The 23,144-nt window shown below is 33.5% G+C and carries 17 protein-coding genes; 11 read left to right on the plus strand and 6 right to left on the minus strand.

Annotation, left to right across the window (positions count from 1 at the left end):
- Positions 1 to 7 precede the first annotated feature (7 nt).
- Both N4A35_07560 and nadC read right to left on the minus strand, forming a co-directional pair.
- Complete coding sequence (locus N4A35_07560) at positions 8 to 1,333, minus strand: zinc-dependent metalloprotease (GenBank protein ID MCT4581259.1); 1,326 nt, start codon at positions 1,331 to 1,333, stop codon at positions 8 to 10.
- A 35-nt stretch (positions 1,334 to 1,368) separates the two neighbouring features.
- Positions 1,369 to 2,202, minus strand: a complete 834-nt coding sequence (gene nadC, locus N4A35_07565) for a carboxylating nicotinate-nucleotide diphosphorylase (GenBank protein MCT4581260.1) — start codon at positions 2,200 to 2,202, stop codon at positions 1,369 to 1,371.
- Positions 2,203 to 2,277: 75 nt separating this feature from the next.
- Between nadC and rlmH the strand changes: the two genes are divergently transcribed.
- From rlmH to N4A35_07585, 4 genes are all read left to right on the plus strand, one after another.
- Entirely contained in the window at positions 2,278 to 2,751 is a 474-nt protein-coding gene (gene rlmH, locus N4A35_07570) for a 23S rRNA (pseudouridine(1915)-N(3))-methyltransferase RlmH (GenBank protein ID MCT4581261.1), read from the plus strand.
- Between the two features lie 153 nt (positions 2,752 to 2,904).
- Positions 2,905 to 5,292 carry a TonB-dependent receptor gene (locus N4A35_07575; GenBank protein MCT4581262.1) on the plus strand — a complete coding sequence of 796 codons (2,388 nt, stop codon included), beginning with the start codon at positions 2,905 to 2,907 and terminating at the stop codon, positions 5,290 to 5,292.
- Positions 5,293 to 5,299: 7 nt separating this feature from the next.
- Positions 5,300 to 7,504 (plus strand): tetratricopeptide repeat protein, encoded by a 2,205-nt coding sequence (locus N4A35_07580; protein ID MCT4581263.1) that lies wholly within the window; start codon positions 5,300 to 5,302, stop codon positions 7,502 to 7,504.
- 240 nt (positions 7,505 to 7,744) lie between these two features.
- Positions 7,745 to 9,079 (plus strand): DUF58 domain-containing protein, encoded by a 1,335-nt coding sequence (locus N4A35_07585; GenBank protein MCT4581264.1) that lies wholly within the window; start codon positions 7,745 to 7,747, stop codon positions 9,077 to 9,079.
- A gap of 198 nt (positions 9,080 to 9,277) precedes the next feature.
- Here N4A35_07585 and N4A35_07590 read toward each other — a convergent pair whose 3' ends face one another.
- Positions 9,278 to 9,949, minus strand: coding sequence for a lysoplasmalogenase (locus N4A35_07590; protein ID MCT4581265.1), 672 nt, complete (start codon positions 9,947 to 9,949; stop codon positions 9,278 to 9,280).
- 91 nt (positions 9,950 to 10,040) lie between these two features.
- On the opposite strand from N4A35_07590, the gene N4A35_07595 reads away from it, so the two are divergent.
- From N4A35_07595 to N4A35_07605, 3 genes are read left to right on the plus strand one after another with little or no spacing between them, the layout of a single operon-like run.
- Complete coding sequence (locus tag N4A35_07595; GenBank protein MCT4581266.1) at positions 10,041 to 11,522, plus strand: DUF389 domain-containing protein; 1,482 nt, start codon at positions 10,041 to 10,043, stop codon at positions 11,520 to 11,522.
- A 6-nt stretch (positions 11,523 to 11,528) separates the two neighbouring features.
- Positions 11,529 to 12,683: a T9SS type A sorting domain-containing protein gene (locus N4A35_07600; protein MCT4581267.1), complete on the plus strand. Its 1,155-nt coding sequence runs from the start codon at positions 11,529 to 11,531 to the stop codon at positions 12,681 to 12,683.
- Between the two features lie 6 nt (positions 12,684 to 12,689).
- Positions 12,690 to 13,034 carry a translation initiation factor gene (locus N4A35_07605; protein ID MCT4581268.1) on the plus strand — a complete coding sequence of 115 codons (345 nt, stop codon included), beginning with the start codon at positions 12,690 to 12,692 and terminating at the stop codon, positions 13,032 to 13,034.
- A gap of 3 nt (positions 13,035 to 13,037) precedes the next feature.
- Here the strand turns inward: N4A35_07605 and N4A35_07610 are convergent, their stop codons facing one another.
- Positions 13,038 to 13,373 (minus strand): MGMT family protein, encoded by a 336-nt coding sequence (locus tag N4A35_07610; GenBank protein ID MCT4581269.1) that lies wholly within the window; start codon positions 13,371 to 13,373, stop codon positions 13,038 to 13,040.
- On the minus strand, positions 13,370 to 14,728 hold the full coding sequence (locus tag N4A35_07615) for a choice-of-anchor B family protein (protein MCT4581270.1): 1,359 nt from the start codon (positions 14,726 to 14,728) through the stop codon (positions 13,370 to 13,372). Before N4A35_07615 ends, N4A35_07610 begins: the two co-directional genes overlap by 4 nt.
- A gap of 140 nt (positions 14,729 to 14,868) precedes the next feature.
- On the opposite strand from N4A35_07615, the gene N4A35_07620 reads away from it, so the two are divergent.
- The 4 genes from N4A35_07620 to N4A35_07635 all read left to right on the plus strand — a co-directional run bounded on the left by N4A35_07620 (position 14,869) and on the right by N4A35_07635 (position 22,247).
- On the plus strand, positions 14,869 to 15,579 hold the full coding sequence (locus tag N4A35_07620; protein ID MCT4581271.1) for a polyprenol monophosphomannose synthase: 711 nt from the start codon (positions 14,869 to 14,871) through the stop codon (positions 15,577 to 15,579).
- A gap of 168 nt (positions 15,580 to 15,747) precedes the next feature.
- Entirely contained in the window at positions 15,748 to 17,328 is a 1,581-nt protein-coding gene (locus N4A35_07625; GenBank protein ID MCT4581272.1) for a hypothetical protein, read from the plus strand.
- 57 nt (positions 17,329 to 17,385) lie between these two features.
- Positions 17,386 to 19,413, plus strand: coding sequence for a M48 family metallopeptidase (locus tag N4A35_07630; GenBank protein MCT4581273.1), 2,028 nt, complete (start codon positions 17,386 to 17,388; stop codon positions 19,411 to 19,413).
- 212 nt (positions 19,414 to 19,625) lie between these two features.
- Positions 19,626 to 22,247 carry a gliding motility-associated C-terminal domain-containing protein gene (locus N4A35_07635; protein MCT4581274.1) on the plus strand — a complete coding sequence of 874 codons (2,622 nt, stop codon included), beginning with the start codon at positions 19,626 to 19,628 and terminating at the stop codon, positions 22,245 to 22,247.
- Here N4A35_07635 and N4A35_07640 read toward each other — a convergent pair.
- Positions 22,244 to 23,143 (minus strand): sterol desaturase family protein, encoded by a 900-nt coding sequence (locus tag N4A35_07640; GenBank protein MCT4581275.1) that lies wholly within the window; start codon positions 23,141 to 23,143, stop codon positions 22,244 to 22,246. The two genes, N4A35_07635 and N4A35_07640, sit on opposite strands and share 4 nt — an antisense overlap.
- Position 23,144 lies beyond the last annotated feature (1 nt).

Below are 23,144 nucleotides of genomic sequence, written 5' to 3' on the forward strand. Positions count from 1 at the left end.
GGTAAGATTATTTTATTATTAGCTTTTCAATATGTTTTGAGTTTCCATTGTCAAGTAACTCAACAATATAAATCCCTTTATTGAAGTGGCTAAAGTCCAGTTGTAATGGTTGTTGGTCAGTTTTTGTTAATAATAGTTGTTTACCGAGTAAATCAGAAACTCTAATTAAAGCATTGTCAAGTTTTTGATCCAATTCGATGTTCACAATAGCATTACTAGGGTTGGGGTATAATTTTATAGCAACATCAGAATACTCATTAATTGCAGTAGCGTCAGATAATAAACCAATTCTTTCATTCTCCAAGACACTTCTCATGATTCCAATTTGGTCGTTCGTAAACATGTTCTTACAAGCTTCAGAAGAATAATCCATATGATTTTCAATTAAATCTGGTAGGTCATTAGGAGAAGGTTGCCCTCCTAAAGAGTCTATGCAAGTGTTTAAGCTGGTGTTACAGTCAAAGTTACTTTGGGCACCTTGATTTGGAGTGTCGTCGCAACCATCATCAGCGCCACAGCTATTTCCTCCAAAAAATCCACCGCCATCGCCCCAGATGTGTCTTAAACCAAGATAATGTCCAACTTCATGCGTTGCTGTTCTTCCTCTGAAATCTACATTTCCTCCTCCTCCGTTTGGATCAGGCATAGGATTTGGGTTGTTGTCTCCTACAGTTCTAAAATCTAAAACAACACCTTCTAAATTAGGGTTGGGAGCTTCTGAGCCTCCTGGCCAATGAGAAAGCCCTGCTGGTGGGTATGCATAGCCAAATAAAGCTCCTAATAACCCTCCGTCAATATTACAAACCCAAATATTTAAAAAATATTCAGTGTTCCATGCGTCACTTCCTCCATTAGCAGACTCTTTTACATTGTCAGGAAGTCCTGTAAATGAAACGGAAAAAGTTTCATTGGTTTGCACGCGTTCAATAGCAACTAAGTTAAATTGAATGTTTGGGTTCCCTGCAATAGGGTCAAATATTGGACGTAAATTGACGGTGTCAGCATTGGTTCTCCCGTAATCTTCATTAAGTATTTCTATTTGACGTTCAATAATACTATCGTGAATGTTTTCTTCATTATTCTTCCAAACTACATGTACCACCGTATTGATAGTGTAGGTTTGTCCATTTTTTAAAGCCCCGTTTTTGTTATTGTCGAATACTTGTTGTACTTGGTTTTTGTACCCCGGGTACTTTTTCTCCATTAAGTCGAGTACTAACTTGGAATCGTTTACAATTCCATTGTGGTTGTAGTGAAATGGATTGAATTGTTGTCCAAAGCCTAAAAGAGAGGTAGTCAAAAAGGCGAAAAAGATACTTGTTTTTTTCATCATGGTTTTTATATTATTTGTTTAAATGTTTACGGTAATTATACAGCTTTTAAACTTAAGTCCAAATTGTGAACAGAATGTGTTAAAGCTCCTGAAGAGACATAGTCAACGCCACATTCAGCATAGCTTCTAACTGTTGATAGTTTGATGCCGCCAGATGCTTCCGTTTCGTATTTTCCATCAATTAATTGTACAGCAGTTCTCAAGTCTTCATGTGAAAAGTTGTCCAACATAATACGATCGATACCTCCTATAGCAAGAACTTCTTTTACTTCATTAAGGTTTCTTGTTTCTATTTCAATCTTTAGTTCTAGTTTTTTGTCAGCTAGGTATTTTTTTGTTTTAAGAATTGCATTTTTAATTCCTCCAGCAAAATCAATGTGATTGTCTTTGAGCATAATCATATCATACAATCCCATTCTATGATTTTCTCCTCCACCTATTTTTACGGCCTGTTTCTCCAAAAAACGAATTAAAGGAGTTGTTTTTCTGGTGTCTAGAATTTTAGTTGGTAGTTCGCCAATCTCTATTACAAATTTATTGGTTAACGTAGCTATTGCACTCATACGTTGCATAATGTTCAGTACTAATCGTTCTGATCCTAGTAGTTTTTGAGAATACCCCTCTATGTAAAAAGCAATGTCACCATATTTTACTTGATCACCATCATTAAGTATTTGCTCAAAAACAACAGATTCATCAAAAGCTTTAAACAGCGCTTTAGCGACTTCAATTCCTGCGATTATACCACCCTCTTTTACCAAAAGCTTAGCTTTTCCACGTGCATCATTAGGAATACAAGCTAATGCAGAATGGTCTCCATCTTTGATGTCTTCTTCTATGGCTAAGGCCACAAAGTCTTTAATTTCCATGTTAATAGGTTATCGTTATATTTGCCAAAGTTAATAAAAGTCTTTGATTCTAATTTTTTGAAAAAAATAAGATGTATGCAAATAAAACTAATTGTTGTTGGAAAAACGAATAAGAAATACCTTATTGAGGGAGAGCTAGAGTATGAAAAAAGACTAAAGCACTATATTCGATTTGAAGAAGAGGTGATTCCTGAGCTAAAAAAAGCCAAGCATTTATCCGAGTCAGAAATAAAAGAAAAAGAGGGAAAACTTATTTTAAACAAATTGAATAATGCTGATTATCTGGTACTATTAGATGAAAATGGGAAAGCATATCACTCCATAGGATTTAGTCAGTTTATTCAAAAACAACTCAATTCAGGTGTGAGAAAAGTCGTTTTTGTTGTTGGTGGTGCCTATGGTTTTAGCGAAGAAGTATATAGGAGAGCTAATTCAAAAATAGCATTGTCTCCAATGACATTTTCTCATCAAATGGTACGACTTTTTTTTAAAGAACAGTTGTATAGAGGGTTTACCATTTTAAAGAATGAACCTTACCATCATAGGTAGTTGGATGTGTTAATAGGCTCATAATGTGTGGTTTATTTTCTTTGGTTTGATGTAGTTGAAACTTTTTATTGAATAATAGAGGGGAAAAAATGAAACTATTTTGAGGTCTAAATTATTTTAATAGATTTGTATTTCATAAAAATGAAACGCTAAATGAAAAATTATTTAATATTAGGGCTTGTTTTATTGTCGTATACATTGTTTGCTCAACAAACGATTAAAGGGACAGTAGTCGATTTAGAGTCTAAGTTTCCACTTCCAGGAGTTAATGTTGTCGTCATTTCAGATACTACTCAATTGTTGGGGGCGGCAACAGATATGAATGGAAAATTTAAAATAGAAAATGTTTCTTATGGAAGACACCAGGTACAGATTACTTACATGGGCTATACTCCACAAGTAAAAACAGTTATTGTAAACTCTGCAAAAGAAGTGGTACTCAATGTTTCCATAGAAGAGTCAGCTTTAATGATGGATGAGGTCGTGATAGAGTCAAGTAATGGGAGGGATGTAAAAAATGAAATGGCAGTGGTGAGTGCTCAGGTTTTTTCAGTTGAAGAAACCGAGAGATATGCTGGTAGTAGAGGAGATCCAGCGCGTATGGCTAGTAATTTTGCTGGTGTTTCAGGGTCTGATGATAGTAGAAATGATATTGTGATTAGGGGGAACTCTCCTCTTGGAGTTTTATATAGAGTGGAAGGAGTGGATATTCCTAACCCTAACCACTTCTCAGTATCCGGTTCAACAGGAGGTCCAACAAGTATTATTAATAATAAAATATTGGGCAATAGTGACTTTTTTACAGGGGCTTTCCCAGCTGAATTTGGAAACAGTACTTCAGGAGTATTTGATCTGAGTTTACGTGCTGGAAATAATGAAAATTATGAGTTTACGGGACAGTTAGGGCTGTTTGGGACTGAGCTTTTAGCAGAGGGGCCTATTTCAAAAGAAAAAGGCTCGTCATTTCTAATGATGTATCGTTATTCTACTTTAGTCTTTTTTGGGAAGTTAGGCTTAGATTTAGGGACGTCTGCGATCCCTTATTATCAAGATTTAAACTTTAAATTAAATTTCCCACTAAAAAAAGGAGGGAATGTATCACTTTGGTCAATGAGTGGTTTAAGTAATATTGATATTTTAATTAGTGAACAAAAAAATAGAGAAGAATTAGATACTTATGGAGAAAATGATAAAGACCAACATTTTGGTACAGGAATGGCTGTTGGAGGAATTACATTTTCTAAACCATTAAATGAGAATACTTATGTTAAGTCTACACTTGCAATGTCGAGAGAACAACAAAAATCCCATCACGAATTAGTGCATCGAGTTGTAGCTAATGAAGCAGGAGATTTTAGATTAGATTCAGTGACTAATTATATGAAGTTTACGTTTAATACGACAAAGTTTACCAGTTCTTCATTTGTAAATACTAAGGTGGGGAAGAAAGGGGTTTTAAAAGCAGGGTATAATGCCGATTTTTTTATTGCAAACCTACGAGATAGTATCTTAGATACTGCTAATTATGTATGGAATAAAAGGTGGGATGCTGACGAATCTTTTGCGTTAATTCAGCCTTATGCATCTTATAAATATAAAGCTACAGATAATTTGGTCTTTACTGCTGGATTGCATTATTCATATTTTACCTTAAATAATACGGTCTCAGGAATAGAGCCTCGAGGAGGTATGAAATGGACAATAAATGATAAAAATGCAATAAGTGCTGGAGTAGGGATACATAGTCAAATCCAACCTGTATATACTTATTACTACATTCTTCCTGGGAATCAAACCCCACACAATACAGAGATGGGAATGAACAAAAGTTTTCATTCAGTGTTAGGATACACCCGTCAATTATCAAAAAAAATAGGCCTAAAGTTAGAAACTTACTATCAGGAATTGAGTAATATTCCTGTTGAGGTTAGACCTTCAGCTTTTTCTTTAATTAATGGCGGTAGTGGGTTTTCGAGGTTATTCCCAGATACATTGACTAATAGCGGTACAGGAAGAAATTACGGTATAGAATTTACTCTTCAGAAATATTTTAGTAATAATTGGTATGCGATGTCCACAGGAGCAATATATGACTCAAAATTTAAAGGAAGCAATGGAGTAGAGTATAATACTAGTTTTAATAATAATTTTGCGATTAATATCCTTGCTGGAAAAGAGTTTGAACTGTCTAAAAATAGAACTATCGGTTTAGGAACTAAATTTACTTGGGGAGGAGGAAAAAGATATGGAAATGTAGATATTGCTAAAACAACGTTAACAGGAGATATTATTTTTGAAGATGATAAGTTTAATGAGTTTCAGTTCCAAGATTATTTACGTTTAGACTTTAAAATTAGTTTTAAGAAGAATGCAAAGAAAGTGACCCATGAGGTAGCATTTGATTTGGTAAATGTAACTAATCAACAAAATATTTTGAACTTAACTTATGCGCCATCAGCAAACGAAATAGGAAATGACGCTATTCGTGAAAATTACCAATTAGGATTTTTACCAATCTTCTACTATAGAATTGATTTCTAGTAATTAGATGAAAGTACTTTTTTATATCACACTTTGTTTGATTAGCATTCAGGCTATATTAGGACAAGATGTTGGTAAAATTGATAGCTTAAAAACTGTCATACAAAATTCGAGGAATGATTCTGTGGTAGCCAAAGCTCATGAGCAATTAGCTATTGCTTTTTACCCAACCATTTTTGATAGTGTACTATTTTATGGAGAGCAAACAATAGTGTTTGTTCAGCAAATAGGAGATAAAGACTCTACCGTTCTTAAGGTGTGTTTACAAAGCCAAGCAAATGTTTATAATGCAATGGGAAACGTTTGTTATATGTCAGGCGACGTGCTCAAAGCCTTGGAAAATTATCACAATGGACTAGAGTTAAATAAAAAGCTTTCCAATTTCCAGGCACAAGCAAGTTTAATGAGTAATCTTGCTGCTTTGTATAATAGTTTGGGAGATATAGAACGTTCGCTAGAGTATAATCATAAGAGCCTTAAAATTCGAGAACGTTTAGGTGTTCCAAAAGACATTGCGATTAGTCTAAATAATATAGGGGCGCTCTATTCTTCTCAAAAAGAATATAAAAGTGCCTATGAATTTTATCGTCGAAGTTTAAAAATACGAGATTCTTTAGGCGATCAGAAAGGAGTGTCCAGTGTATACAATAACCTTGGGATCTTAAAAAAAGAAGAAGGGAAAGAAGAAGAAGCGTTAACCTATTACTTAAAAGCTTTGGCAATTGATGAAGCCATTGAGAATAAAGATGGAATAGTTATATCATTGATCAATATTGGGAACTATTATAAAGGGCAAGAACGGCTAGATTCTGCAGTTGTCTATTATCAGAAAGGCTTGGAAATAGCCAGAACAATACAATATGTAGAAGATGAAGTGCATTGTTTGAATAGTATAGCTTCTATTTTTTTAGAACAAGGAGATTTAACAACGGCTAAAACATTTGGGGAGCAATGTTTTGAAAAGGCAAAATATTTAGGGTATCCCTCTTTATTGGAAGACGCCTCGTTATTGCTTTTTAAAATCTACGAAAAAGAGGGGGATGTAAATAATGCCCTGCCAATGCTAAAGCTCGCCATAAAAATGCAAGACAGTTCTTTTAGTGAAGAAACCCAATACTTGACGATAAAGAATCAGACCCAATATGAATATGAGAAAAAGAAAGAGGTAGATAAGGCCGTTTTTGAGCAGCAATTAGCATTAGAAAAAGAAGAGAAAGCAAAACAATTAATCCTCATTGTGGCCATTGTTATTGTATTAGCTTTAGTGGCGATGTTTTTATTTTATATCTATCGAAGATTGCAAATTACTAAAAGACAAAACGCTCTAATAGAAAAGCAGCGAGCAGCTGTTGAAGCTCAAAAGAAAGAGTTAGCAGTTGCCCATGAAAAGTTAGCGGAAACCACCAAAGAACTCCATGATTCTATTGATTATGCCGAATTAATTCAACAGGCAGTATTACCGTCTTTAAAAATAGAGGATTTGACAAAAGAGTCATTTATATATTTTAATCCCAAAGAAAAAGTATCAGGTGATTTTTATTGGATAGAGCAAAAAGATGAGTATCATGGATATGCAGTAGCCGATTGTACAGGACATGGAATTCCAGGAGCCTTTATATCTATGGTTGGTACTATTTTATTAAATGAAATTTATAATTCAAAACAAATATATGTACCTAATGAGATTTTGGATGAACTAAGCCGTCTGGTTCAATTGACTTTAACAAATAAGGAGGGACATGTCATGAAAGACGGGATGGATATCTCTTTTGCAGTGTTGGATAATAATACTAAAATGTTGTATTTCTCAGGAGCTAATAATCCCGTATGGATTGTCAGTAAAAACCCGTCCAAACGAATTAATAAAGCAACAGCAATACCTTTGTCAGACGAGGGAGGGCTCTACTTGTATGAAATTAAAGGAGATAGACAGCCAATAGGAGAGTATGGTGATCGTTCTCAACCTTTTACGTTAAACAGTGCACATTTAGAGGATGGAGATGTATTTTATTTATTCTCAGATGGTTTTGTCGATCAATTCGGGGGAGAACGTGGAAAGAAGTTTAAAGCAAAACCTTTTAGGTCATTCTTGATGTCGATTCATCAACAACCCATGAGAGAACAAGAACAAAGTCTTCATGCTCGTTTTGAAAGCTGGAGAGGTCAACAAGAGCAGATCGACGATGTCACCGTTATGGGAGTTAGGGTTTAGTCAAAAAGAGTTAACTAATTAGTGGATGAGAGTATAAGTAAATTAGAGTAGAGAATAGAGATCGAAGAATAGAGAACAAAGAATAGAGAACAAAGAATAAAGAGAATACTTAGTTGTCAATGTAGAATCATCTCATTCGCTAATTATCTCATTATTTAAGCCAGTATCTAAAAAAAAAAAACTAAATGAAGACATTCTCGTGATTAATGATTAATTTTCTGCTCGAAAACAAACTATTTAATGTTAAAATTCTTTCGGCAGTTTTACTTATCAAATCGCTTCTTCCTTTTATGGTTAGGAGTAATAGTCTTGTTTTGTTTAAGTTTTCCTTTTGCTTATTTATTTCCAGTTGCACAATTAGCTCTGGTGGGGTTATTAGCAGTGACCTTTTTAGATGTTTTTATTTTATTTTTTAATAAAGCAAAAATAAAAGCTGAGCGAACAGTAAATACCCCCTTGTCATTAGGAGATGTTAATAATGTGGAGCTTCTTATTGAAAGCAATTATACTATTCCTATTCGACTTAAGGTCATCGACGAAATACCTTATCAGTTTCAAATTAGAGATTTCGAGAAAAGCATTAGTTTAGGAGGTGGGGAATCTAAGTTATTAAGCTATACTTTGAGACCAACTAAGCGGGGAATGTATCTGTTTCAAAGTATCAATCTTTTTGTAGCGACAGTATTTGGTTTAGTACAAAGAAGAGTGCAGGTTGAAGCTAGTCAGGAAGTAGCAGTGTATCCCTCGATCTTACAAATGAAAAAATATGAGCTGCAATTATTTTCACAAACAGCTGTTTTTCAAGGAATAAAAAAGGTAAGGCGCTTAGGTAATAACAATGAGTTTGAACAAATTAAAAACTATGTTCAAGGAGATGATTTACGTACAATTAACTGGAAAGCTACTAGTCGAAGAGGAGAGTTGATGGTTAATCAATACCAAGATGAACGGGCACAACAAGTATATTGTGTGGTAGATAAAAGTCGTTCTATGCGAATGCCTTTTGAGGGACTATCATTATTAGATCATGCTATCAATGCTAGTTTAGTGTTGTCAAATATTATTCTAAAAAAAGGAGATAAGGCTGGCGTTATTACTTTTTCAGATAAATTAGGTTCCAGAGTTACAGCAGAGGGAACAGGCATACAACTGCGAAGAATTATGGAGGTGTTGTATAAACAGAAAACACGTTATTTAGAATCTAATTATGAAAGTTTGTACTATGGAACCAGAAACATTATTAAAGGAAGAAGCCTGATTCTTTTGTTTACCAACTTTGAAAGTCATTATGCTTTGGAACGTAATCTAACGTTGTTAAGGAAAATGAGTCAACAACATTTATTGGTCGTTATATTTTTCGAAAATACTGAAATTGTTGATGTAGCCAATCAACAAAGTAAAAATGTAAAAGATATATATGTGAAGACAATGGCTGGAAAGTTTGCGTTAGAAAAGAAAAAAATGATTCAAGAACTTAATCGTCATGGAATTCAGAGTATTTTAACGAAGCCGGAAGATTTAACAGTCAATACAATTAATAAATACCTAGAAATTAAATCTAGAGGAATGTTGTAATAACATTATGAGAGCTTTTGTTCACCTCGTTTTACTATAACTCGCTTTCTGTACCTTTTTTATCGTAATATATCACTATAATTCGGTAAGTCTTGATGAGGTTTTTACGTTGTTATTGTTTGGATGCCCTTTATTGTTTGTTTAGTCCCATAAAGTCCCCCATTCCATTATTGTATCATTCCATCATTACCTCCCTATTCAATCCTCCAATGCGAGTGTCCCTCGTACAATAAAAAACTGTCCGATAATATAGAGCGACATTATGATTACAGAAGCGTAGGCCAATTCTCCATAATATAAAAACTTGTCTAAAGCGATAAAAGTATCAGAAACCACAAAGAGGAAAGCTCCTATAAAAACTTGAATAAAACTGCTGTTGTTTACAGATAGGTATCTAAAAGCTGCCGTAATTCCCATAAGACCTACAGCAGAAGCGTATACGATAACAGGAATTAAGAAATCATTTAAGTTTTCAGATATGCTATAGAATAGGATTCCAATATAAAAGACAAAAAAGAGCAGAATCAATGCGATAAAACCAGAGGGTAGACGATGTTTTATACGGTCTTTATTAAATGTAACTACGTAAGCAAGTTGTGCGACTAGAAAAGAACCTAACCCCAATAAAAAGAACAGTTCATTTTGGTAAACGAACAATAAAAATGTATCGCCAAGAAAGGAAAAAATGAGCGCGGTAACAATCGCTGATTTTCGGTTGTTTTTACTGGTGTTATAGAAATACCACAACAATAAAAGGGGCATCAGTAATGGTTTAAAAACGAAAATTAAAAAGTCGTTATGGAAGATTTCTCCTGCAACTTGTAAAATGGAGGTCAAGAAAAATAATAAAAGAAAAACTTGTTTAAACATTGTTAATTTTTTGATAAGATTTCTCTAAAATAAAATACTTTCTTCAAAAAACCAGCTATTTTATTATTTTAGCGCAAGTTATCAATACAATATGGAAATAAAATCAGGAGACAACGAAGCACCACAAAACCAAGAACAACCAGAAAGTTCTGAAGCGTCAGCAGTTCAGTTAGAAGAGAATTTCTTCAAGCGTTTTCTAAGAGAAGTGAAAGAGTTTTTCGAAAGCTTGATTTCAATTAAAGAGGAAGTTAATGTAGAAATCACTGCGAGAAATATAAAACGAGGAATTGAGTTTTCTGGCTCAAGTGTTTGGATTTTAGTATGCTCAATTATAGTAGCCTCTATTGGGTTAAATGCCAATTCTGTAGCAGTAATTATTGGAGCCATGTTGATTTCTCCTTTGATGGGGCCAATTAGAGGTTTTGGATTAGCCTTAGCAACCAACGATATTAAAACATTGATCACTTCCTTGATTAATTTCGGAATTATGGTTGGTGTAAGTTTAATTGCTTCATGGGCTTATTTTTGGCTAACGCCATTAAAAGAGGTAACCTCAGAATTAGTAGCAAGAACTCAGCCACAAGTTTTAGATGTAATGGTTGCATTTTTTGGTGGGTTAGCTGGTATTATTGCTGCGGCATCAGGTAACAAAGGTTCTGCTATGACTATTATTCCAGGGGTAGCAATTGCCACAGCATTAATGCCGCCGTTATGTACAGCAGGTTATGGGTTGGCTAATCATAATTGGGAATTCTTTTTTGGTGCGTTGTACTTATTTATCTTAAATTCTGTATTTATTGGATTATCGACTATTGTTACCATTTGGATGTTACGTTTTCCATTGGTCGATTTTGTAGATAAAAAAAGAGAGAAAAGAGTCAAGTGGATTATTTTTGGTTCATTATTATTAGTGGTAATCCCAAGTATAATAGGGTTTGTGAATATTATCAATGAGTCTATTTTTAATCGAGAGACTCAGCGATATATTTCGTATTTATCGAGACATAATCCTGATGTGCACATTACACCTAAAGTCGATTTTAACGATGGAGAGCCAGAGATTACATTATGGGTTCAAGGACCTTATCTAGAAGAAAGAGAAGTTAGCCGTTGGAAGTCTTACTTACAAGATTATAATATTGGGAAAGTAGAATTAGAGATCAAACAAAACCAAAGCATGCAACAATTTGTAGATACCAATTCTATTCGTTTGCAAACCATGTATGAGTCTAAATTGTCTGATCTGAGCTCTGTAGCTGAAGAAAGAGATTTCTTAAAAAGAGAACTAATCAAGTTACAAACCTCTAAACTTAATGTATTAGAGTTGGAAAGACGATTAAAATTAGCTTATCCTGAATTGCAGCGTTTCTCTTATGGAGAAGCTTATGAAACAAATTTTAAGGGAAATATTGATACAATTTATTTATTTAATGTAAATTGGGGTAGAATTACTGATACGTTAAAAAGAGAACAAGAATCAATCGCCCTAAAAAAGATGTTACAATTAGAACTAGAATTAAAGCAATTACTAGATTCTACTAACTTGTCACAATTTAAAGTGATCGAATATTAATTAACTATGAAAAAAATAATTAGCGCTCTAGGAATTTTAGCAAGCTTAAGTTTAACTGCTCAAACAACAACTAACGATAGTATCATGCATGGAGGAGGGTATCGTACTTATAAATTGTATGCTCCAGCATCTTATGATGGTTCAACACCAGTTCCTGTTGTATTAAATTTACACGGTTTAGGAAGTAATAACAATGAGCAAATTATGTATGGGGAGTTTAGACCCATCGCTGATACCGCAAACTTTTTAATTCTTTTACCTCAAGGAACAGTAGGTTCTTTGCCAGGAAGTGGTTCTGCAACACATTGGAATGCAAACTTTGGAACATCAGTTAATGATATCGACTTTATCAGTAATTTAATAGACTCTATAGCAACAGAATATAATGTTGACGAAGATAGAGTTTACAGTACAGGAATGAGTAATGGTGGGTTTATGAGTTTAACACTTGCAGGGCAATTAAGTGATAAAATTGCTGCTGTAGCCTCAGTTACAGGATCTATGGTGCTAACGCAGACGGGCTTAAATACCGTAACTAGACCTGTACCCGTAATGCAAATTCATGGAACTTCAGATAGTACTGTGAAATATAATGGAGAAACATTTGCTTATTTGGGAATCAATAACCTAATCAACTATTGGGTAGGGCATAATAACTGTTCCTCAACACCTGTAGTAACGCCAGTACCAGATGTTAACACAACAGATGGTTGTACAGCTACAAGATACGATTATTTAAATGGAGATAGCGGAGCAGAAGTGGTACATTATAAAATTACAAATGGAGGGCATACATGGCCTGGAGCATTTTCAATACCAGGAAAAGTGACCAATCAAGATTTCCATGCAAGTACAGAAATTTGGAAGTTCTTTAGTAAATATTCAAAAGCCTCATTGGTTAGTGTCAGTGAGTTTGAAGCAGTTGATGGTTGGATGACTTTACAAAGTGAAAATCCAAGTCGTGATATTATAAAATTAGCATCCAATAATGAACAACCTTACGAAGTTACAATCTTTAATTTAGAGGGGAAACAAGTATATAGTCGTGTAAATAATATTGGAGAAACGACTATTAGTGTTAGCGATTTAGTTGATGGAATCTATGTTGTTCATGTGAATAACGCCAGTCAGAAAGCAACGCTAAAAATTGTAAAACAATAAGGGGGAATGGGAAAAAATAAGAAGAAAAGAATAGCGATCGTTTATTCTACTAATCAAGATTTTTCCTACGATTACGAAGAAGATGAAGAACAGGAAACGTTAGTTCCTGGAGAACAGTTGTTGTATGTTTCAATCGATCGTAAAAAACGAAAAGGAAAAGCTGTAACACTAGTTGAGGGCTTTGTTGGTGCCGAAGAAGATTTAAAAGACTTAGGTAAACTATTAAAGTCCAAGTGTGGAGTCGGAGGTACTGCAAAAGATGGAGAAATAATAATTCAAGGAGAGCTAAGGGATAAAGTTGCTGATTTATTATTGGCAAGCGGATATAAAGTAAAGAAAAAAGGAGGATAATTTTTAGAGTAATTCTATTGAGGGGTCCCAAAAAACAGTTGCTAAATTCTGAATTTGATGATCGATTATAGTGATTCCCTCTGCCTCTAATAATTCTTGCATGGTGTGTTTACCATTGAAGTGCTTTTTGCCTGTCAATAAGCCTTTACGATTTACAACACGATGTGCAGGAATATTTTCTTCTGGCTTGATGCTGTTCATTGCCCAGCCAACCATCCTAGCAGATCTCTCAGCACCTAAATATTTTGCGATACTTCCATAGGAACAAACTCGTCCTTTAGGAATTAATCGCGCAACAGCTTTAGCGTCTTCAAAAAAAGAACGTTTGTTTTCACTCATCGTTTAATAAATTTGCCTGATAACCTTTTGTCATTTTCAGCACTATAAAACTCATAGATATAGCCTCCCTGTGCATAATGTTCTATTGAAAGTTTTAAGAAATCTTGATTGCCATTGTAGGTTTCAATGTGTTGCCCAAGATCATTATAAATCTTAAGTTCAAAATTATAGTTAACAGGTTGGTCGTAATAGAAGTAAACCAACTCTCCGTTAGCAGGATTAGGATAGATACCGTGAGCATCTTGATCTTCCGGATGAATTTCGGGAGGAGGTGTGTGCCGAAGTAAAAATAATCCATTTTTACGGTCAGAAATTAAAATTCGTTCACTTGGGAATAAGCAATAAATTCCCCATGCACCTCTATAATCTCCATTGTCAGGACCGTCGTAAGTGTCATAATAAGCAATTCTCTCAGGTTGATCAGGTATTGAGATGTCGTAGATTTGTAAGCCATCATTATAATAAGAAAAATAGGCCAAATTATCTCGAATCATGACATTATGAGGGATGGTATTCTCATAGGTTTCAGGCTTAGTCGCCGCCAAAACTTCTATATTAGATAAATCTGAAACATCACAGACTTTAAAGCGATTGGATTGGTTTTCATCACACAAAACATAAAGGTTCCCTTGTTCATTTAACCAGCCTGAGTGAGTATACCCTTGGTCTACATAATAAGGTAAATTTCCTAACGGAATAGGCATTGTAGGATTACTAAAATCTAAGACAATTAGGCCGTCTCCAGGAACATTTAAATAAGCGGTGTCATTTCTTACGTAAATATCATGCACATAATTAATAAAGTTGTAATCATACACCTGAGTAGGTTGAGTAGGATCAGCTAGAGAAATAACTTTTAATGCATCAATGTCGGCGTGACTAGTGTTACCGCAAGAGTATAAGAGGGCAGCACTGGAATCAATAAAAATATTATGGCTTCTAACAATCAGACTATCACTATCAGAAATAATGTGTACAGAATCAGGTAAATATTGTAAGTCATAAATACGCAAAGAGCTAAGTCCCTCATCAGCAACCTCGTATAAATACCCTTGGTAATCATGGTAATCTCGATGGATAATCTCATGACTTGAATGTTTTCCCTCTTTAAAGTCGATTAATTGGAGTTGATGAGTAGGAGTAATTCTAAAAAAGTGAGTTCCAACTGTAGAGCCTATTACAGCATACTCTTCATTATTATGAACAAATCCCCAGCATTCATTAAAGACAGATTCATCATCATAAGTCGTAATTAAATCATTATCATCCCAATTGTCTAATAACATTACATTTTTAATTTGTGCCAACAGCTGAACGGATAATAAGAGCAATGTTATGATTAATGAAGACTTCATAGGTTTCAAATGAGCTTTAAAGTTAAATAAAGTTAACTACTAAAAAAAATGTGTTGTAGGAAAGGTCTCTTAAATCATTTTTTGGATTATATTCGTAGCCAAATATAATAAACGATATGTTGTATCGTTATATCCAAAATATGAGTAACCTAGTTATTATTCCTACCTATAATGAAAAAGAAAACATCAATAATATTATTGATGCTGTTTTTTCTTTGGAGGAGTTGTTTCATATATTGGTGGTAGATGATGGGTCTCCAGATGGAACAGCCCAAATCGTTAAAGACCTGCAACAGCAATATCAAGGAAAGCTGCATATTGAAGAAAGAACGGGTAAACAAGGTTTAGGAACAGCATATATTCATGGGTTTAAATGGGCACTGAATCGTGATTATGATTTTATCTTTGAGATGGATGCCGATTTTTCGCACAACCCAAAAGATTTACCTCGTTTATTAGAAGCCTGTAAAAACCAGGGATACGATATGAGTATCGGATCGAGGTATGTAAAAGGAGGTAAAGTCGAGAATTGGCCGTTTAGCCGATGGTTAATGTCATATTATGCTTCTTTCTATGTAAGAATGGTATTGTTGATTAATATCAAAGACACAACAGCAGGATTTAAGTGTTATTCACGAAAAGTTTTAGAAACATTAAACTTAGACAATGTTTGGTTTGTAGGATATGCATTTCAAATTGAAATGAAATATTCAACACTAAAAAACGGGTTTAAAATTAAAGAGGTCCCAGTTACATTTGTAGATCGAGTTTTTGGAGAATCTAAAATGAATATGGGGATTTTTAAAGAAGCTTTTTGGGGGGTACTTAAGTTGAGAAAGAAGTTTAAATAGATCTAGCTTTTTTATTGTTAGGTAGATTTTTTTGAACTTTGTAAGTAGAGAATTTTACAGCCTTTAGAGCGAGAATAGCCGTTTATACAAAAAAGCTTACCGTTAAAAAGAAAAGAGAGTAAATAAATTGATGCTTTTTTCAGACTTCGTTTTTTCGCGAAAAAAAAGATGAAAAAATTCAATTTATTAATTTTAGGTATACTTTTTATAGGCGGATTAATAGCACAAGAAAGTATAGAATGGGGGAAAACAAATGTAGCAAAGAGCAAGACTTATTATCCAGATATTATTGGAGAAAATGAAAAAAATATTTATACATTTTCCCTAGTCAATAAAGGCTATGTTGTAGAATCACATCGAAAAGGGTCTTACTTAAAAAACTATTCCACATCTATTAACCCTGAAAAGATCAAGAAAAATAAAACCCAGTTAGAAGATGTAATTTTTTTTAATAATAGGTTTGTTGTTTTTGTTAGTTATTTTGATAAAAAAGCTAAACAGTCGGTGATCTATGCCTATTATATAAATGGTAAAACGGGAAAAGCGGATAAGCATAAACAAAAAATATTTTCAATTCCTGTAGAAAAGAAAAGTAGAGATGGTTCTTTTTCTATAATGGTGTCACCTGATAAATCAAAAGTTTTGATCAGACATTATGCTTACTACAAAAAACAAAAAGCATTTAAAGAAAAAATTAAAGTTTTAGATGATAATTTAGAAGAGCTAAACGCTACAGAAGAGATTTCTTTAAAGAAAGGAGCGAGTTTTACACTTTCTAATGGAGTGTTAGATAATGACGGTTCAATCTATTTCTTAAAAAAGGAAAAAGTAGGTAAAAAAGATGATGCTTATTCGATTATCTCGTATGAAGCACGAAGAGATTTTGAAAAATGGGAAGAGAATTTATCAGTAAAAGATTTAGGGTTAGAAATAGGAGCTTTTATTAATGATATTCATTTTACAATTAATGAAAATAATGAGTTAATAGTATCGGGTTATTACGCTTTAAAAAAGCAATTAAAAGGGTGCTTTTATTTACGAATAGATAATAAATCTAAAGAAATTGAAGTAAAAAAAATCAATGAATTTGATGATAAATTTGTTGATCAGTTTAAAACTAAAAAACAAGAGAAAAAAGGGAAAGAAGCAGAAATTATGAACAGGTTTCATAATGTTGAAATTTTAACCAAAAAAGATGGGGGAATTGTTTTATTAGGAGAGCTTTATTATTATTACTATGTCTCTAGTGATCAAGGTACAAGTTATAAAGAATATTTTGGTGATATAATCGTACTGGATATGTCATCTGAAGGAGATTTAAACTGGGGAAATAGAATTCCTAAAAAGCAAGTGTTTGCTTATAGAGCTCAAGGACCATTTATTTTTGCTACTACTGGTTTTTCTTTATTTATTGTTCCTAATTGGAGAACTGTTGAGTATTTCTCTTATTTAGCAGCGATAAATGATGAGAAGATTTCTATTATTTTTAATGATAATCCGAAAAATAATTTAAGTACAGATGACCAAACAAAACTTAAAGCATTGAAAAAAGTTAAAAAGGCAACCGTTACTAAATATACAATAGACTTAAAAACAGGAGAGAAAAAAGAAGAACTATTTGCAAACGCTAAGGATTTTGATGTGTATATTAAACCACAGGTTTATTATCAAAAAGGGCAAAACGAACCAATAACTGTCTTTGGAATGAAAGGCAAAAAATATAAATACGGAACTTTTAATTTAGATTAACTTTTTCTAGAAAGGCTACTATAATTGTATAGTAGTCTTTCTTTTATTGATGGATACATGAAGCTATTTTTATTATTACTTACTGTTATAACATTCTATAGTCAGCAGTTAACTGCTCAGCATAAGGAGGTAAATTTTGAAGAAAGAAATTTATATGCAAAAGGAACCTTGCCAAATGTGTTTTCTGCAACTATAGCTGAAAAGTTAGAAACATCTATAGAAGAATTTAATCTGGTAGATTCAACACAAGATTATGATGAAAAAATAAAATTTTTATTAACCTCTAACTATCTAGATTCTGATTTGTTTTGGTCTGGTAATGTTTTGTATGGAGATGCTTTGACGAACTATATTCAGAAAGTAGGAGATAAAGTCGTTCAAGGTAGAAAAGACTTAACTAAAAAAATAGAGTTTTATGTTTATAGATCAAGTCAAATCAATGCCTTTTGTACAGGATTGGGAAATATCTTTGTGAGTACAGGTTTGCTTGCCAATATTGAAACTGAGGCCGAGTTAGCTTTTGTATTATCTCATGAAGTAGCACATTATGAATTAAAACACAGTTTATCTTCCTATTTTGAAAATGACAAGTTATTAAAAGGAAAAGGAGAGTATAAAAAACAGAAAATTGAACAAAAAATAGCTTTACTGTATAAGTTTGCTAAAGAAGATGAGTATGAGGCAGATTCTGTGGGAACTGCTGAGTTTTTAAAGTTAGGGTATAGAGGAGAGCATGTTCCAAATGTATTGGAAATGCTGTATTATGCCTACCTCCCTTTTGATGAAAAATATATTGATGAGGAGTTTTTAAATATTGGAGATATTCAAATTCCTGCAGAATATTTGTTGAAAAATGCCGATAGCATACCAGCAATGATAGAAAGAAATGACAGCTATTATACGCATCCCAACATCTTAAAACGATTAAATAGAGTAGAAGCCATTCAGTTGGAGTATGAGCAATCAAACACAGTTGATTTTTTCTTTTCAGAAGAAACGTTTTATGCTGTGAGAAAAAAAGCCAGGTATGAATTGGTTAGACAATATTTGATTGAAGCCAGGTATTCAAAAGCGCTGTATAGTTCTTTAACTTTGTTAGAAGATGATCCAAATAACCGCTTTTTAGAGTTGTCGATATCAAAAGCATTGTATGGTTTATGTAAGTATAAAAATGCCAATGAATTACATTATGTAGCTGAAGCTTATACTAGAATACAAGGTGAGAGTCAAAAGATCCATTACCTGATTAAGCATTTAACTAAAAAGCAGTTCAATGTTGTTGTTGTAAGCTTTTTAGAAAAAATGGCCTTAAAATATCCAGAAGAAACAATCTTAGAACAGTACATTGAAGATCTAATTAGAGAGTTAGTTGTTGTCAATAAAATAACTACTAAAGATTTAAAAAAGGAAAGTACTACTGCTGATAATTTTCACCTTTATGCGTTAAGAGATTTATATGAAAAAAATGGATATGAAGCTAAGTTTAATGATTACCATAAAGAACTTGAGGAGTTACAAGAAAAAGAAAATAAAAGTTACAAGGAAAAAGAGAAAGAAAAAAGATTAAAACAAATAGACCAACAAAAGAATGGGTACCAAATTAAAGCCGAAACAATGGTGGTGATGGAACCTAAAGTTTATTTGTTTGACAAGGAGGGGATCATGTTAAGTGCTATAGAAAAGCTACAGTTAGAGTATGTTGAAGAGATTAAAAAGATGTCTGAGGTCCATCACATTAAGGTCGAACATTTAGATCGGTTAAATGTCAGAGATACTAAACGTTATAATTATTTATTAATTTTAAATGATTTGTTGAGGAGCTATAACCAGAATATGGATTATAAGCTTGTTACAATAATGGATGGAAATCGGAACTATTTACAAGATGTTTACGATACAAGGTATGTTTATCAAACTTATATATACTATAATAAAAAGACGAAAAGCAATCATTTTATTTCAAGTCTTATAGATATTGAATTAGGTAAAACAGTTTATTCGAATATAGCGTTTTTCAAAGGTTACCCACATCTTAATCTTATTAGGAGGTTTATAGACGATGATTTTAGAAAGATAAAGACGTAAACTATTTTAGTTGCTCTTGCAAATACTTTGATGTCATGTCTCCATCATGTCGCCAACCAGGAGGGTAAAAGAGATACTTCTATACTAGGAGTCATCCGAGATGTGTTGATAATGAAGTTTAGATATGCACAAATCGATATAGAATTTAACCGTTGGCTAAATATAAAGTGGGGAAGTTACTTTTTCTTGTTTATTTTGATTTACTTTTGAATATGAGAAGAAACATTTTATTAGTATTTAATTTTTTCTGTCTTCTAGCAGTTTATGCACAGCCATTTAATAGGGCAATAACATTAAATGGAGTTAATGATTATATTGTAGTTCCCAATAATAGTGCTTTTTATCAGAGTAGCAATATGACAATCGAAGCGTGGATAAAGCCTTGCGAAATTAATGGGTATCGAGCTATTGTAAATCGACAATGGTGTGCAGCGAGTAGACCATCATATCATTTCTCAATAAGAAATGGCCATATCGAGTTTGTCTGGTCAAATAACGGAAATTGCAATTACTATAATAGTTATCGATCTGATTTGCCACTAGCACAAGTTAATGTATGGCAGCATGTTGCAGTTGTCCATACCTCTACTGGTATTGATTTATATTATAATGGGGCATTGGTTGTTGGGAATCTGATAAATGGGAGTTATGGTAATATTAGAAATACTTCTGAACCTCTTAGAATTGGAGTTTATAAAAATATAAGTGGTAATTATGGTGGTTTTTTTCACGGAGGAATAGATGAAGTTAGAATTTGGAATACAAATTTAAATTCAACACAAATAATGAATCGATATAATACTCCTTTGAACGGGAATGAAAATAATTTAGTAGCATATTATGCTATGGATGGAACTCAAAATGGAAGCCCAACAACAGCATTAAATAGTGGTCAAGTTCATGGAGCAGTTTTAAATGGGACAACAGTTGGTACTGTAGCAACCCCAATATATGGAAATAGCACTCCTGTTGTTGATTTAGGAAATGATACGATCATTTGTCAGGGAACAAATATAGAACTAAATTCAGGGGTTACTGGTGCTACTTATGCTTGGAATAACGGGTCACTTGGGAGTAGTATTAGTGTTGTCGATTCAGGTACGTATTGGGTTGAGGTAACAAAGGGATGTGATATTGTAAGAGATTCTATAAAGGTTGATTTCCCTGAGTCAATAGCTGTTTCTGCAGGTCCTGATACGATAATTTGTAAGGGAGATTCTGTTCAATTGAATGGAAGTACAACATCGCTTTTATACAGTTGGGGAGCCAATGTAAATGCAGGTAATTCTTTAACTCCTTGGGTAATGCCAGAGGCCAATACAATCTTTACACTTCAAGCTGACGATAGTTTAGGATGTCCCAATACTAGTTCTGTATTAATAACTGTAAGAGATTTGCCTGGTATATCTGTAGGTGAAGACACAACGTTGTGTGTAGGAGAATCAATAGAACTTCAAGCTTTAGGAGGAACAGCGTATGCATGGAGTGCTAATCCAACATTATCTGATCCTTCTATTTCAAATCCAGTAGCAACTCCAATAGTAAATGAAACTTATATTGTGGAAGGTAGTGATGCATATGGATGTGTCAATTTTGATACAGTGGTTATAAATACACAAGCTTTGCCATTAGTTGAAGCAAGCCTTGATACAACAATATGTTATGGAGACTCTATACAAATTTCAGCTACTGGAGGAGAGCAGTATAGTTGGGGAGTTATTGGGGGAACATTAGCATTATCTGGATCAAATATTTGGGTAACTCCTTCTGAATCTTCTGTTTATACTGTTGTTGGTGAAGATCTAATTGGGTGTCAAGGGATAGATTCTGTAATAGTTGACGTTATCCCGCTTCCAAATGTTGTTGCTAACCCATCAAGCATTGTCAATATTTGTCTGGGGGATTCCGTTCAGTTAAATGCTATGGGAGCAATTGATTATATCTGGGATGCGTCGCCTTTTATGGATGTTACGACGACACATTCACCTTGGGTTTTTCCTGATACTTCAGTTTATTTTACGGTTAGTGGAACTTCAGTTGAAGGATGTGTAGGTAGAGACTCTGTATTGGTAAATGTTTATAATTATATTTTTCAAATTCCAGAAGATACTGTTATGTGTAAAGGAGATGTTCTTAGTTTAACGATAACAGGAGGGGATAGTTCTGCTATTTATTCTTGGTCTCCGACATCATCTATTACAGGTGATTATGGGAGTATGATTCAAGTAAGCCCTGATTCCTCTACACAGTTCACTGTTTCAATTCAAGGAAATAATGGTTGTGAAATAGAAGAAAATATTTTTGTAACTGTCAATGAAATACCTGAACCTTATTTTGTATATGAATTAGCTTATAGTTGTAATGGAGTTAGAGTGGATTTTACCCAATATACTTCGGATGATTACCAATATAAATGGACTTTTAGTGATGGTAAAGAATCTTTCGAACCACACCCATTCAATGTTTTTAACTATGATAGAGCGTTTAATGCAACGATAACAATTTGGGATAGTATAGGGTGTTCTTCAAGTTATACTTCAAGTCAAGAAATAGTACTTTTTGATGAGTTGTTGTATAACGTCCCTAATGTCTTTACCCCCAATAATGATGGAATAAATGATGTGTTTTATATTGAGTTAAATGAGGGGATTGTAGAATGTGTATCGTTTAATATATATAATCGTTGGGGACAACTTTTATATGAAGCCTATGGAAGTGATGTAGTTTGGGATGGAAAAGTATTAAATGGAGCTCCTGCATCTGAAGGAACTTATTACTATAGTTTATCCATACAAGATAAACTATATAAAGGAACAATCAATTTAATGCGCTAATCCTTTTCAAGTTGCTCTTGTAAATACTTTGATGTCATGAGTTCTCCATCATGTCGCCAACCAGGAGGGTAAAAGATATACTTCAATTTGTTTTTTATACTAGGAGTGGATTGGACGTCAGTCCAGATGTTTTTGAGCTCATGTGTAGCTATTTCAAAAGGGTTGTAGGTATCAATATTAGAGGTAATACCATAAATAGGATGATCTTGACGATCTTCTTTTTCAAAAGTCCCAAATAACCGGTCCCAAATAATTAATATTCCAGCATGATTTTTATCTAAATATTTAACTTGAGTGGCATGATGTACTCGGTGATGAGAAGGTGTGTTGAATACCAGTTCTAAGAAACCTAGTTTTTTAACAGTCTCGGTATGTTGAAAAAATTGATAAACTAAGCTGATAGAATGCATGACTAATATCGATAGCGGAGAGAATCCAATTAATGGTAGCCAAGCCCAAAAGAAAAACTTATAAAAAGGTTCACCCCAACTTTGCCTTAAAGCAGTAGTAAAGTTAAAATGTTGAGAAGAGTGATGGTGTATATGGGCAGCCCATAGAATACGAACTTGATGACTCAACCTATGATGCCAATAAAAAGAAAAGTCATCAGCAAAAAATAGTAAAATCCACATGTACCAATGCATCTCAAAATCAAATAATCTGAATTGGTAGATAAAAGTGAAAAGAATAAAAAATAACGTTTTAGTCAGAATACCAATAAAAACAGATCCAACCCCCATTGACAGACTAGCAAATGAATCTTTTGTTGTATAAAGATTTAAATGTTGTCGAGCATTTAAAAAGAGTTCTAAACCAATAAATAAAAGGTAAAAAGGTACAGCGTAAATACTGGGGTCACCTTTGGCTGCTGCGTTGTAAGCTTCTATAAAGGTCATA

Source organism: Flavobacteriales bacterium, from assembly GCA_025210295.1.
GTDB lineage: Bacteria > Bacteroidota > Bacteroidia > Flavobacteriales_D > Parvicellaceae > S010-51.